This is a genomic window from Streptomyces sp. CG4, from assembly GCF_041080655.1.
Classification (GTDB): Bacteria; Actinomycetota; Actinomycetes; order Streptomycetales; family Streptomycetaceae; genus Streptomyces.
In genome coordinates this window covers 6,093,971-6,107,216 of sequence record NZ_CP163525.1, presented here as the reverse complement: position 1 = coordinate 6,107,216, position 13,246 = coordinate 6,093,971, and the positions used below count along the sequence as shown (strand labels likewise).

The following is a 13,246-nucleotide window of genomic DNA, read 5'->3' as shown; positions in this document are numbered from 1 at the left end:
CGGTCGGATCGCGGTATGCGCGGTGTGTGCTAGGCGTATGCAGGCCGCCGCGAGGGTCGGCCGAGCCGGTGCACCGTCCATCCGGCACCGACCCACCGCTCCGCGTCCAGGACGTTGCGCAGGTCGACGGCGATGCGCTGGGCCGCGACCGCGGCGAGCCGGGCCGGGTCGACCTCGCGGAACTGCGGCCACTCGGTGCCCGTCACCACGACATCGGCGCCGCTCGTCGCCTCTTCCACGGTGTCCGCGCACTCCAGCTCGGGGTGCCGCCGCGCAGCCGTCGGCAAGGCGTGCGGGTCGTGCACGGTCACGTGGGCACCCCGCTCGTGCAGCCGGCTCGCGACGGCCAGCGCCGGGGACTCGCGTACGTCGTTCGTGCCGGCCTTGAAGGCGGCGCCCCACAGGGCGACCCGGGCCCCCGCCACCGGACGCCCGAGCGCGTCCTCGATGAGCCGCACGGCCATGCCCGGCCGGCTCTCGTTGACGGACTCGGCGGCCAGCAGCAGCCGCTCGGCCTCGGCCGCACCGAGCTGCCGCGCCGACGCGGTGAAGGCCCGGACGTCCTTGGGCAGACAGCCGCCGCCGAACCCGATGCCGGGCATCATGCCCTTCGCGCCGATCCGCGGATCGAAGCCCAGGGCCTCGACGAGCGTCAGCACGTCGGCATCGGCGGCCGCGCACATGTCCGCCACGGCGTTGATGAACGACAGTTTCAGCCCGAGGAAGGTGTTCGCCGCGCCCTTGATCAGCTCCGCCGTCTCCGGGTTCGTCACGATCAGCCGGACGCCGTCGCCGAGGAGTGGCGCGTACACCTTGCGGACGGCTGCCTCGGCGCGCTCGCTGGTGACGCCGGCGACGATCCGGTCCGGACACAGCGTGTCCTCGACGGCGTGGCCCTCGCGCAGGAACTCCGGGTTCCACACCACGTCGACGTCTGCCCCGACCGGGGCCAGGCGGTGCACGAGGGAGGTCAGCCGGGCTGTCGTACCCACGGTCACCGTCGACTTGCCCATGATCGTGCAGGGCCGCGCCAGATGGGGGGCCAGCGCCTGTGCGGCACCGAAGATCTGCCCGGTGTCGTACGACCGGCCGTCCTGGGCGATCGGCGTGCCGACGGCGAGGAAGTGGACATCGGCGAAGTCGGCGGCCTCTTCCATGCTCGTGGTGAACCGCAGCTGGCCGGCGCCGGTGTGTTTGGCCAGCAGCTCGGGCAGTCCGGCCTCGTAGATCGGGGCCTCGCCCCGGTTGAGCTGGGCAACCCGCTCGGCGTTCAGCTCGACACCGAGTACCTCGTGGCCGAGATGGGCCATGCCGACGGCGTGGGGGATTCCCAGATGTCCACAGCCGATGACGGAAACACGCATGGGGTGGTTGCTCCTTCGAGCTGGTCGGCCCCCGGGTGGAGCCGCACGCGATTCGCCCGACGCTAGGTGCGTCGCGCGCGGCTCGTGGAAGACACGCTGGTCGCTCGGACAGAAGAACCTTCATACCCCGCCGGCGAGCACGCGCCCGCACGACCCGCCAGGAAAGAACCGCACGACCACCAGCCGCACGACCGCCGGACCTCACGCCCGCCGGAAGGACAGCGTCTCCCCCGCCGCCCCCGCGCGCCAAAGGTCGTTGCAGGCCTCGGTCATGGCGTCGAGGCCCTCCACCACCTGGCCCCATACGATCCCCGGCACCCAGCCCACGTCGCCGTTGAGGAGGAGGTTGTTGCGCTCGTAGAACAGGGCCAGGTCGACCACCGTGCTGCCGGGGCGGACCTCGCGGTCGTAGCCGTAGGCCTTCGTGGCCAGTTCGGTGCCGGCGAAGGAGAAGTAGCAGAGGTCGCCGGGGATCGGGGTGACCGTCGGGTTTTCCAGTGGGGGTTCCGTGGAGGCGAATGGCGGGAAAAGGGCGTAGATCTCGTTGCGGGCGTACTTGGCGTGGTAGACGTCGCCCGCGAGGGGGAGCGCCTCCCATACCGCCGTGCAGGTCAGGGGCGCACGGTCGGCCAGCAGCCGGGCCGTGCAGTGCACATTCCGCTTGTCGAGCGAGACGGTGACGAATCGATCGGCCATGAAAACAAGGGTGCATAGCCGGGATGCGCTTGGGTAGCCGCGCCGCCATGGCTCCACCACTTGGGAACGACGTACACACATTTCGGTCGGAACACAGACCCACCCGGCGCTCGGTGCTGGCGGGTGCCGCCGCCCTCGGTGTACTGGGCGCGGCGGGCTGCACGCGGGTGGCTGAGGCCTCCGGCAAGAAGGGTGGTGACCTGCTGGAACGGCTTCGCGCGCAGGGCATCGTGCGGCTCGGGATCGCCGGTGAGATCCCCTTCGGGTACATCGACAAGGACGGGCAGCTCACCGGGGAGGCGCCCGAGCTGGCCAAGGTGATCTTCAAGCGGCTGGGGGTCGGCAAGGTGCAGCCCGTGCCGACCGAGTTCGGGTCGCTGATTCCGGGGCTCAACTCCCAGCAGTTCGACGTCGTGGCCGCCGGGATGTACGTCAATCCCGACCGGTGCCAGCAGGTGATCTTCGCCGATCCGGACTATCAGATGCTGGACTCGTTCATCGTGCGCAAGGGCAACCCGCTGGGGTTGCACTCCTACAAGGACATCGTCGCGAAGAAGGCGAAGTTCGCCACCGGCACCGGGTACGCCGAGATCCAGTACGCCGTCGAGGCCGGGTACCGCCAGGGCGACATCCTCATCGTCCCGGACCAGGTCGCCGGGCTGAACGCCGTGGAGGCGGGCCGCGTCGACGTCTTCGCCGGTACGGCGCTCACCACGCGTGAAGTGGTGAAGAAGTCGGCCAAGGCGGAGGCCACCCAGCCCTTCGCACCGCTGGTCAAGGGGAAGCCGCATGTCGACGGCGGCGCGTTCGCGTTCCGGCCGACCGAGACGAACCTGCGCGACGCCTTCAACGTCGAGCTGCACAAACTGAAGCAGAGCGGCGAGCTGTTCCGGATTCTTCGGCCGTTCGGCTTCACCAAGGCCGAGATGACCGGCCTCACCGCGAAGGAGCTGTGCGGCGGATGACCCCGGGGCTGTGGGAACTCGTACTCAAGGGCGTCTGGACCACGATCCAGCTGCTGGTGTTCGGCGCGCTGCTGGCCACGGCGGTGTCGTTCGTCGTCGGCATCGCGCGGACTCATCGGCTGTGGATCGTGCGCTTCGTCGCCGGCGTCTACACCGAGGTGTTCCGTGGCACCTCGGCACTGGTGATGATCTTCTGGGTGTACTTCGTGCTGCCGATCGTCTCCGGCTGGCAGCTGGTGCCGCTGTGGGCGGGCACGCTGGCGCTGGGCCTGACGTACGGCGCGTACGGCTCGGAGATCGTGCGCGGCGCGCTGAACGCGGTGGACCCGGCGCAGAAGGAGGGCGGAATAGCGCTCAGCTTCACGCCCTGGCAGCGGCTGCGGCTGATCGTGCTGCCGCAGGCGGTGCCGGAGATGATCCCCTCCTTCTGCAATCTGCTGATCGAGCTGCTCAAGGGCACCGCGCTGGTGTCGGTCATGGGCATGGGCGATCTGACGTTCAGCGCGAATCTCGTCCGGCTGGCGTTGCAGCAGAGCGCGGAGATCTACACGTACGTCCTGCTGATCTACTTCGTGATCGCCTTCGTGCTCACCCGGCTGATGCGCGGCCTGGAGAAGCGGCTGAAGGCCGGGGTGGGCAAGGATCCCGGGACCGGGCGGGCGGCGCGTGAGCTCAAGCGGGCCCAGACGACGGGCGTGGGCGTCGCGGGCGGCGCGGGCCTGGGCGGAGGTGCCGCATGAAGTGGGACTGGAATGCCGTGAGCGGCTTCATGCCGCACTTCTGGGACGGGCTGCGGGTCACCCTGGAGGCCCTGGCCCTCGGTTCGCTGCTGTCCTTCACCCTCGGTCTGGTGTGGACGCTGCTGATGCGGACGCCCACCCGGTGGGTGCGCTGGCCGGTCGGGGTGGTCACGGAGTTCGTGCGCAACACCCCGCTGCTGGTCCAGCTGTTCTTCCTCTTCTATGTGCTGCCCGAGTGGGGCCTGACCTTCTCCGCGCTGACCACCGGTGTCTTCGCGATCGGCCTGCACTACTCGACGTACACCATGCAGGTCTACCGGGCCGGTATCGAGGCGGTGCCCGTCGGCCAGTGGGAGGCGGCGACCGCGCTGAACCTGCCCCGGCGGCGGACGTGGACCGCGGTGATCCTGCCGCAGGCGATCCGCCGCGTGGTGCCCGCGCTCGGCAACTACGTGATCGCCATGCTCAAGGACACACCGATGCTGATGGTGATCACCGTGTTGGAGATGCTCGGCCAGGCCCGGCTCTTCTCCCAGCAGCACTTCCAGTTCACCGAGCCGGTCACCGTGATCGGTGTGGCCTTCATCCTCATCTCCTATCTGGCCTCCCTTCTCATGCGAGCCCTGGAGCGACGTCTTGTCCGCTGACACTCCCCTGATGAAAGACCCCGAGCCGGGCCCCGGCGCGTCCGCGGCCGGCGGTGAGCTGATCCGGCTGGACGGCGTCACCAAGCGCTTCGGCTCGAACACCGTCCTCGACCACCTCGACTTCACCGTCGACCCGGGCAAGCACGTGACCCTGATCGGCCCGTCCGGCTCCGGCAAGACGACGATCCTCAGGCTGCTGATGACCCTCACCCAGCCGGACGAGGGCACGATCACCGTCGACGGGGAGCAGCTGTTCCCGGCGCCGGAGAAGCAGACCCGGGAGGTCCGCAAGAAGATCGGGATGGTCTTCCAGCAGTTCAACCTGTTCCCGAACATGAGCGTGCTGCGGAACATCACCGAGGCTCCGGTGCAGGTCCTCGGCATGTCCAAGGACGAGGCCGAGGAGCGGGCCCGGGGGCTGCTGGAGCTGGTGGGGCTGGCCGAAAAGTGCAACGCGCGGCCGACGCAGCTGTCCGGCGGTCAGCAGCAGCGGGTGGCGATCGCCCGGGCGCTGGCGATGCGGCCGCGGGTGCTGCTGCTGGACGAGGTGACCTCCGCGCTCGACCCGGAGCTGGTCGCGGGCGTGCTCGACCTGCTCAGGGACATCGCGCGCAGCACGGACATCACGATGCTCTGTGTGACCCACGAGATGGGTTTCGCCCGCGACATCTCGGATCAGGTGCTGATGTTCGACGGGGGCCGGGTGATCGAGTCGGGTTCCCCGGAGAAGATCTTCAGCGAGCCGGAGCAGGACCGGACCCGGGAATTCCTGAGCGCGGTGCTGTGAGCACGCGGCGCGGATCCGGCAGATGCCGAGGTCCGAGCGCTGGGTCATGACCAAGGCATATGCCATGGGGTTCCGGCGCAGTTGGGAGGGGCACGGCGAGCGCAACATTCTCGCCAACCCCCTCTCCCCGCACCGGGTTTGCCCGTTATCGTGGAAGCGATCCGCAGACCGGGTCCCGCGGCCCACACAGGCGAGCGCAGGGGGAAAACCGTGGCGCTGATGCACGAGCCGACCGCCCCGAATCACTCCGCCCAGGACGCGCTGCGTGTGCTGGAGACCGTGGCCCGGCACTCCGCCGGCGTCACCGACACCGAGCTGGCCCGCCGCACCGGCCTCGGCTCCGAGCGGCTCACCGCCCTGCTGCGCATGCTGCGCCGCGAGGGCTATGTCGAGCAGATCACCGACGGGGCATACGTCACCGGCGACACCCTGCGCCGCCTCACCTCCGCGCACGACCGTGAGCAGGCCCTGCACGAGAAGCTCCAGCACACCCTGGACCGCCTGCGCGACTCGGTCGGCGCGGCGGTCTACATCAGCCGGTACGTCGACGGCGAGGTCAAGGTCACCCAGTACGCCGCCGGGCCGACGACCCCGGCGGTGAACGAGTGGGTCGACTTCCGCTACTGCGCCCACGCCACGGCGGTCGGCAAGAGCCTGCTCACCCAGCTCGACCACAACGCCCGCCGCGACCATCTCTCCCGGCACCGGATGGCCCGCCTCACCTCGCGCACCATCACCAGCGACAAGCTGCTGCTGTCCCGCCTGGAGTCCCAGCCGCCGACGGTGCCGGTCCTGGACCTCCAGGAGTACGCGGTCGGCACGGTCTGCGCGGCGGTCCCGATCACGGCGGGCGCCTCGGTGGGCTGCCTGGCGCTGTCCCTCCCGGTGGAGCACGCGCACCGCCTGAAGCAGGCCGCGGACGCGCTCAACCGCAACGCGGGACCGGTGCTGCTGTCCCTGACGATCTAGGTCCGAGGGGGTGGTCACGACCACCCCCTCGGACCAGGTAGTATTTTCTTCGTCGCCAGCCGCGGAAACAAAAATCCGGGGAAGGCGAGAGTCATGCGCCGCTAGCTCAGTTGGTTAGAGCAGCTGACTCTTAATCAGCGGGTCCGGGGTTCGAGTCCCTGGCGGCGCACAGATGAAGGGCCCTTCGCAAAGGCGAGGGGCCCTTCGGCATCCCCCTCCGCAAGCCTCCGGTAGGTCCGCTCCCCCGGTGGCCGCCACCACACCGGATCGGCGCACCCGTATCCCTCCCGCCTGAGCAGCGCCCGGTGGATCTTGTTCGTGGCCGTCACCGGCATCCGCTGCACCACCCGCACGAACCGGGGCGCCATCTTCGTGCCGAGATCGGGCTGGGCGCGCAGAAAGGCCGCGAAGCCGTCGGGGTCGAAGGAGCCGGCGATGGCCGCCATCACCTGGTCCCCGGTCACCGGGTCCGGCACCCCGTACACGGCGACGGCCAGCGCACCCTCGTACCGGGCGACGATGTTCTCGATCACCGCGGCGGCCAGGTTCTCCCCGTCGACGCGGATGCGGTCGTCGCCGCGACCGGCGAAGTAGAGGTATCCCCGGGCGTCCCGGTAGAAGAGGTCGCCCGTCCAGTAGGCGCCGTCCCTGCGCCGCTCGGCCTCCGCCGCCGGATTGCGCCAGTAGCCCTCGAAGGGGTTCGGCGCCCGGTTCACCAGCTCGCCGATCGCCTCCTCCCCGTTGAGCAACCGCCCCGCGGAGTCGAAGACGGCCGGCGGGCACTCGCGCCCGGTGGCGGGATCGAGCACCGCCAGCCCCGGCCCGGCCGGTCCCACCGCGCCCTGCGGGGTGCCCGGCGCCCACTGGATCGCCGCGCCGCCCTCCGAGGAGCCGTACCCCTCCACCAGCCGCACCCCGAAGCGCCGCTCGAAGGCCGCCGCGTCCACCGCGCCCGCCTCGGTGCCGAAGCCCATGCGCAGCGGGTTGTCCCGGTCGTCCGGGCGCTCCTCGGTGGCGAGGACGTACTGGATGGCCCGGCCGACATAGGTGAAGTACGTCGCCCGGTAGCGGCGTACGTCGGCGAGGAACCCGGACGCCGAGAAGCGCCGGCGCAGCGCCACCCCGGCGCCGGCAGCCAGCGCGGGCGCCCAGTCGGCGATCACCGCGTTGCCGTGGAACATCGGCATGCAGATGTAGTGCACGTCGTCCGCGCCGACCCCGAACTGCCGGACCAGCGCCTGCCCGGCCGCCGCCAGCCGGCCCTGGGAGCACAGGGCCGCCTTCGGGGCACCGGTCGATCCGGAGGTGAAGTACAGCAGCAGCCGGTCGGCGGGGGCGGCCCGGGACGGGTCGGGCACGGCGTCGGCGTACGGGGCGAGGAGGGCGCCGTACTCCTCGTCGTCGGTCACGAGGATCCGCACCCCCGGCAGCTCCAGGCCGGCCAACAGGGGCAGCCGGGCCCGCTCGGTGACCAGGAGCGGGCACTCGGTGTGCAGGATGTCCCGGGCCAGTTCGGGGCCCCGGCGGGTGGGGTTGAGGCCGGCGACGGCCGCGCCGGCGAGGGCGGCGGCGCCGAGCCACAGCGGGAACTCCTCGGTGTTGTCGAGGAGTACGCCGATGTGCGCCACGGCACCGGGGGGCAGCAGGTCGGCCAACAGCGCCGCGCGCGCCGCGGCACCGGAGGCGACCTCGTGCTGGGTCAGCACGCGGTCCTCGCACCACAGCCCGGGCCGGTGGTCACCCCAGCGTGCCGCCACCTGGTCGGCGACCGTGCGTTTCTTGGACTCCATGAGGGCGCACGATAATTGAGGCATCGTCAGATGTGGAGAGCATTACGGCGGGAAGCCGTCCGTCGCCGAGAACATCAGATGGGCGCTGACGATGAAGGCCACGCAGCCCGCGATGAACACGCCCAGGAAGGCCACCACGCACCCCGATTCGGCCGCGAGCCTGCCGCGCGCCGGGGCGTGCGCGGTCGCCCGCTCGGGATGCTCGGCCGCGTAGTGCACGGTGACGACGTCACCCTCGACGACCGTCCCCCGCCCGCCCCGCTCCTCGAAGCGGACGGCACGGCCCTCGCGGGTGGTGAACTCGTACACGTGGTGGAGCGTCGTGCGCACGGAGGTCTCACCGCCGCCGCTGGTCGTGGTGTACGTCCGCAGACACCGCGCCTCGGCCGTCAGGCCACTGCTCCAGGCGCGGCGCATCTCCCGGGTGCGGCCGAGGATCCTGACCAGGGCGAAGACCGCCATCGCGATCATGAGGCCGGGTACGAGGTAGAAGAACAGCTCGGACATGAGGTCCCCCGAGGTCGGTACGCCGCTCCGAGTGATCGGCGTGCCGGGAACGTACCCGGCGCGCGGGGCACCCGGCCTCAAGGGAACCTCAGTTTCCGTGCTGTGGCGGAACGGACCTCAGAAGGTGACGTCCGAGCAGGCGTAGAACGCGTTGCCCGTGTCGGCGATCGTCCACACCGCGACGATCACATGGTGTCCGCTCAGCCCGGACGGCAGGGTGCCGCTGTGGCTGAGGGTGGCCGGCGGACGCCGGCCGTTGTACGGGACCGTCAGGAACGGGGTGAGGTCGAGGTCCGAGCGGGACAGGGCGTGGTCCTGGTTCCAGCCCTGCTTGGTGACGAAGTACCTGAAGTCCGTCGTGGCGTGCATGGCGGTGAACTGCCAGCGGAAGGTGTACGTCTGGCCGCCCGTCACCCTGGTCGTGGGCCAGGCCTCGCCGGAGGGCGGGACCGGCGAGCTGAGCTGGGCGAACCGGCTCAGTCCGCCGTTGCAGATCTGGCCGTCGGCGGGCCCGGCGGCCGGGAAGCCCTTGGGGCCCTCGACGCTCTGCGGCTCGTACTGGATGTCACCGCAGTCCGTCACCGTGCCGTTGGCGCAGAGCTTCTGCCTGCTGATGGGGAGGTCGGTGTAGCCGTGTCCGCTGGCGCCGCCGGTGGAGAGCACGAACGCTCCGGCGGTCACCACCCCGAGCAACGCCGCGGACAACGCCGGAAATCTGGTCTTGGTGCGCATACTGCCGCTCCTGGAGAACGTGGGGAGTTCGGTGAGCTGTGCAGGTAGGTCTAGACCAAGTCTCAGATTATTGCCGTTAATTGACTGTGTCCATACAAAAGACGTGTCCATGCGCCTCACGAGCCGCGCTACGACGGCTCCCCGCGCCCCGAGCAGAAGGCCACCGTCAGGTCCCGTACCAGCGCCTTGCGTTCGTAGTCGTCGAGTTCGACCAGTCCGCGCACGGTCAGCCGGGTCACCGTGTCCTCCACCGAGTCGACCACCGAGCCGAGCATGCTGGCCCGCTGCCGGGCGTCCAGTGCGGCGATCCGGCGCCGGTGCATCACCGCGGCGACCTCCGGGGCGTACTCCACCCGGACCGGCCGCACCGAGAACACCTCCAGGCCGACCGGTGCGGTCTCCTCGGCCACCAGCCGGGTCAGCGCGCCCCCGGCCGCCGTCGCGCCGCCCCGCGTCCCGCCCGCCGGCTCCACCGGCACCCGGGCCAGCGCCGCCTCCACGCACTCGGTCAGATACGCCTCGTGGTCCTCGACGCCGAGCAGCGCCCGCGCGGTGTCCCGCACCCGCCACACCACCAGCACGACCACCCGCAGCGCCATCCCGTCGGGATCCGCCGCCGCCATCGCCTCGCTGCGCCAGTGCCGCAGCCGCACATCGACCCGGCGGCGCCGCATCAGCGGGTTCACCCAGAGCAGCCCGGTCCGCCGGACCGTCCCCCGGTACCGGCCGAACAGGCCGAGCACCCACGCCCCACCGGTCCGCCCCCGGGCCAGCCCGCCGAACCCGCACCACCCGAGCGCCCCGGCCCCGGCGTACGCCGCCCACTGCGCCGGGCCGAACCCCGCGCCCACGGACGCGGGCAGCCGTAGCGCCTCCACCGCGCCGGACGGCAGCAGCCCCGCCCACCACGAGGTCGCCAGGCACCCGGTGATCCCGCACGCCCCGGCGAGCACCCCGGCCGCCCCCGGCAGCACCCGCGCCGGGCGCTCGGCCAGCTCCGGGTCGACCTCCGGCAGCGGCCGGCGGCGCACCGGCGCCCGGCGCCTCGGGAGCGGCTGCTCGCCGGTGTCCTGCCGGCGGGCCACCACGGCGGGCTTGAGCGACACCGTCACCGGGCCGAGCCGGTCACGGAAGAGCAGATGGACCGGGATCTCGGTGGTCGCCTCGTTCTGGATCGGCCGGCCCGGTCGCCCGCCCGGCTCCGGGGCGTCCTCCGGCCGTCCCTCGGACTCGGGCGGTGTGTGTGACGTGGTCGTACTCATGTCTGCTTCCAGCCTCCGCGCCAGATGCGTGCTGAACAGGGGGTGGGGTGGAGCGGTCAGGCGCCGGTCGCCCCGTCCGGGTCCGCGGCCGCGGCCGCGAACAGCCGGCGCCAGGTCTCCGGCCCCGGATAGCCGTCCGCCGCACCGCCGCGCCAGCCCTGGGCGCGCTGGAAGGCCTCCACCGCACGCCGGTCCGCGTCGCCCCAGCGCGGCCCGGGAGCGGTGGCATAGAACCTGCCGAATCCTTTCTTCACCAGCTGGCGGCCCAGCTGTGCGATGTACGCGTTCTCCGCGCCCGGACGGAAGTAGTTCCGGCCGGGATAGCCGGCCACCCCGTGCGAGCCGGTCTGCGCGACGGCCCGCACCGCTCCGGCCGCCCCCGGCGCGAGGTCCTTGCGCTTGCCCGCGACGTCTTTGCGCTTGCCCCCGACGTCCTTGCCCTGGCCCGCGATCTCCTTGCCCTTCCGCTCGACGCCCTTGCCCCGACCCGCGACGTCCCTGCCCTTGGCCCCGATGTCCTTCCCCTTCCCCACGATGTCCTTGCCCTTGCCTGCGATGTCCTTGCCCTTTCCGGTGATCAGCAGCTCCCAGGTGCGCGGGCCGGGCAGCCCGTCGGCGTCGGCGCCGCTCCAGCCCTGGGCGAGCTGGAAGGCCCGGGTGGCCTGCCGGTCCGCCTCGCTCCAGGCCGGTCCGGGCCCCTGGGTGTAGTACGCGCCACCGCCCCGGGCCACCAGCAGCCGACCGAGCCGGGCGACGTACTCGTTCACGGCGCCCGGACCGAAGGAGCGGGCGCCCGGGTAGCCGTCCTTCGGCTCGGCGCCGGCCGCCTGCGTGCCCGCCGTGTCGGGGGTCACGCCCTTGTAGCGGTAGGGGACGTACTTGTCGGCGTGGCTCCAGTAGGGGTACGGCGTCGGCTGCCTGCGGGTGTGCGGGGGCGACTGCTCGTAGACCGTGTACTTGGCGTGCGTGTGGTCCGTCCAGCCGCCGAAGATCACCACGTGGGAGCCTCCCTGGGGGTTGTCCGGGTTGTGGTAGAGCAGGATGTCCCCGGGTTTCAGCTCGCCCTTGGTGATCTTCACGGCGAACTGGACGAGGGTGCCCGTCCATTCGTTGCCGGGCAGGCCCCAGGCCATGGAGACATAGCCCGAGCAGTCCTGCCGGTATCCGTCGGACCAGAAGTCGCTCATGCTGTACGGCACCTGTGCGGTCACCCAGGTCTTGGCCCGGTTGATGATCTGGGTCCGGGTGCTCGCGGGGATCGGGGTGGCGCTGGGCCTGGCCGGCTTGCCCGCCGGGCGGTGCAGCGGGGCCTTGGGCCCCTGGGGGGTCTGCGGGTCGTCGTCGCCGGAGGCGTGCGGGCGCTGCTCGGCGGGCCGGCCGGGGGTGAGCGCGGCGGCCGGGGCGACCGTGCCGAGCACGGCGGAGGCGGCGGCCACGGCCACGATTCCGCAGGCGGCGGCCGGGGGGCCGACCGGGCGGGCGGACATCGGGCGGGGACCGGACCGTCGCTCCTGCACGCAGCCGGGGCAGTCGCAGTCGCTCGCGGGGTCGCATTCCTCGAACACCGGAGTCGTCATGCGATCTGTCTCACATGTGGATGGGATTTGTCCGCTAGTGTGCACGTTGGTCAGTTTCCCAACTGTCCACTCGACCGCCACTTTGACGGTCCGAATGATGTGTGGCGGCGGCCGTCGTTGGTCCCGGAGGTTTCGGAGGCACCAACAGGTAGAGTTATCTCGACCTAGCCACTGGTTGACGGTCCGACTCTTAATCAGCGGGTCCGGGGTTCGAGTCCCTGGCGGCGCACGATGACGATGGCGAGCCACGTCCGCAGAGAATGCGGATATGGCTCGCCATCTCTGTTTTTGCCGGAGGTGGTCCACCGAGGCACGCCCCGAAAGGTCGGCACCGAGAGTTCCCCCCGATTGGCCGGTTACCCTCTGGCCATGGCAGCCCGGGACCTTCAGGAGCGGATCAAGAAGCTGATCGTGGACCGGCGGCTGCCCTCGGGGGCCCCGCTGCCGACCGAGCCGGAGCTGATGGACCACCTCGGCGCCAGCCGGAACTCGGTGCGCGAGGCCCTGAAGGCGCTGCAGGCGATGGGGATCGTGGAGATCCGGCACGGGTTCGGGACGTACGTCGGCCCGATGTCGTTCGCGCCGATGATCGAGGGGCTGGCGTTCCGCACCGTGACCGGCCACTACCGGGGCGAGGACTCGCTGCTGCAGCTGCTGGAGCTGCGCGAGGCCGTGGAGACCGGGCTGGTCTCAAGGCTGGCCGGGCGGCTGCCCGAGGCGGACCTCGTCGCACTGGACGCCCTCGTGAACCGCATGGAACGGGAGGCCGCCGAAGGGGCGGGCCTCGCCGAGACCGACCGGGCCTTTCACGCCACCCTCTACCGGGGGCTGGACAACGTCTTGCTGAGCGAGGTGCTGGAGGCGTTCTGGGACGCGTTCCACCGGGTGCAGCGGGATCTGGTGGACGTGCCGCAGGACCCCGGGGTCACCTGCCGCCAGCACCGGGAGATCCTGGACGCGGTCCGGTCCGGCGACTCGATGCGGGCGGAGAAGGCCATACGAGACCACTTCGGCAACATCCGTGCCCGCCTCTCCACCACCGGCGCGCCCCGGCCTTCCGGGACCACCGGCGCACCCCGGTCTCCCGAGCCCCACACGCGCCACAATGAACGGGTTTGACCGGTAAACACCGCGTTTCGCGTCTTGCGATCATGCGGATCACCGTAGAAACCTGGACGTCCAAGCTGCCGCCGTTCGGCGGGAGTTGGGG

At 71.2% G+C, this 13,246-nt stretch carries 13 protein-coding genes and 1 tRNA gene; 7 read left to right on the top strand and 7 right to left on the bottom strand.

The features are described from left to right. Positions 1 to 29: 29 nt before the first annotated feature. The gene (locus AB5L52_RS27820) at positions 30 to 1,364 is read right to left on the bottom strand and encodes a UDP-glucose/GDP-mannose dehydrogenase family protein (protein WP_351025700.1); all 1,335 of its coding nucleotides are present in this window, start codon (positions 1,362 to 1,364) and stop codon (positions 30 to 32) included. 201 nt (positions 1,365 to 1,565) lie between these two features. Then, positions 1,566 to 2,060, bottom strand: a complete 495-nt coding sequence (locus tag AB5L52_RS27815; protein WP_351025697.1) for a DUF3830 family protein — start codon at positions 2,058 to 2,060, stop codon at positions 1,566 to 1,568. Between the two features lie 47 nt (positions 2,061 to 2,107). On the opposite strand from AB5L52_RS27815, the gene ehuB reads away from it, so the two are divergent. The 6 genes from ehuB to AB5L52_RS27785 all read left to right on the top strand — a co-directional run bounded on the left by ehuB (position 2,108) and on the right by AB5L52_RS27785 (position 6,337). Further along, the gene (gene ehuB, locus AB5L52_RS27810) at positions 2,108 to 3,025 is read left to right on the top strand and encodes an ectoine/hydroxyectoine ABC transporter substrate-binding protein EhuB (protein WP_351025694.1); all 918 of its coding nucleotides are present in this window, start codon (positions 2,108 to 2,110) and stop codon (positions 3,023 to 3,025) included. Further along, entirely contained in the window at positions 3,022 to 3,765 is a 744-nt protein-coding gene (gene ehuC, locus AB5L52_RS27805) for an ectoine/hydroxyectoine ABC transporter permease subunit EhuC (RefSeq protein WP_351025691.1), read from the top strand. The genes ehuB and ehuC overlap by 4 nt, the downstream gene beginning before the upstream one ends. Further along, positions 3,762 to 4,412, top strand: a complete 651-nt coding sequence (gene ehuD / locus AB5L52_RS27800) for an ectoine/hydroxyectoine ABC transporter permease subunit EhuD (protein WP_351025688.1) — start codon at positions 3,762 to 3,764, stop codon at positions 4,410 to 4,412. Before ehuC ends, ehuD begins: the two co-directional genes overlap by 4 nt. Positions 4,413 to 4,422: 10 nt before the next feature. After that, the gene (gene ehuA / locus AB5L52_RS27795; RefSeq protein WP_369366847.1) at positions 4,423 to 5,199 is read left to right on the top strand and encodes an ectoine/hydroxyectoine ABC transporter ATP-binding protein EhuA; all 777 of its coding nucleotides are present in this window, start codon (positions 4,423 to 4,425) and stop codon (positions 5,197 to 5,199) included. 210 nt (positions 5,200 to 5,409) lie between these two features. Further along, positions 5,410 to 6,168: an IclR family transcriptional regulator C-terminal domain-containing protein gene (locus tag AB5L52_RS27790; protein WP_351025682.1), complete on the top strand. Its 759-nt coding sequence runs from the start codon at positions 5,410 to 5,412 to the stop codon at positions 6,166 to 6,168. Positions 6,169 to 6,263: 95 nt separating this feature from the next. Then, positions 6,264 to 6,337: transfer RNA gene (locus tag AB5L52_RS27785), tRNA-Lys, on the top strand. Here the strand turns inward: AB5L52_RS27785 and AB5L52_RS27780 are convergent. From AB5L52_RS27780 to AB5L52_RS27760, 5 genes are all read right to left on the bottom strand, one after another. Then, complete coding sequence (locus tag AB5L52_RS27780) at positions 6,303 to 7,958, bottom strand: AMP-binding protein (RefSeq protein ID WP_369366844.1); 1,656 nt, start codon at positions 7,956 to 7,958, stop codon at positions 6,303 to 6,305. The two genes, AB5L52_RS27785 and AB5L52_RS27780, sit on opposite strands and share 35 nt — an antisense overlap. A 42-nt stretch (positions 7,959 to 8,000) precedes the next feature. Continuing rightward, a complete protein-coding gene (locus tag AB5L52_RS27775; RefSeq protein WP_351025678.1) occupies positions 8,001 to 8,465 on the bottom strand; it encodes a DUF3592 domain-containing protein in 465 nt (154 codons plus the stop codon). A 117-nt stretch (positions 8,466 to 8,582) separates the two neighbouring features. Continuing rightward, a complete protein-coding gene (locus AB5L52_RS27770; RefSeq protein ID WP_369366842.1) occupies positions 8,583 to 9,197 on the bottom strand; it encodes a lytic polysaccharide monooxygenase in 615 nt (204 codons plus the stop codon). 128 nt (positions 9,198 to 9,325) lie between these two features. Then, positions 9,326 to 10,459: an SPFH domain-containing protein gene (locus AB5L52_RS27765; RefSeq protein WP_369366841.1), complete on the bottom strand. Its 1,134-nt coding sequence runs from the start codon at positions 10,457 to 10,459 to the stop codon at positions 9,326 to 9,328. Positions 10,460 to 10,515: 56 nt separating this feature from the next. After that, on the bottom strand, positions 10,516 to 12,036 hold the full coding sequence (locus AB5L52_RS27760) for a peptidoglycan-binding protein (protein ID WP_369366839.1): 1,521 nt from the start codon (positions 12,034 to 12,036) through the stop codon (positions 10,516 to 10,518). Positions 12,037 to 12,405: 369 nt separating this feature from the next. Between AB5L52_RS27760 and AB5L52_RS27755 the strand changes: the two genes are divergently transcribed. Continuing rightward, positions 12,406 to 13,155 (top strand): FadR/GntR family transcriptional regulator, encoded by a 750-nt coding sequence (locus AB5L52_RS27755; protein WP_351025667.1) that lies wholly within the window; start codon positions 12,406 to 12,408, stop codon positions 13,153 to 13,155. The last annotated feature ends 91 nt before the right edge of the window (positions 13,156 to 13,246 follow it).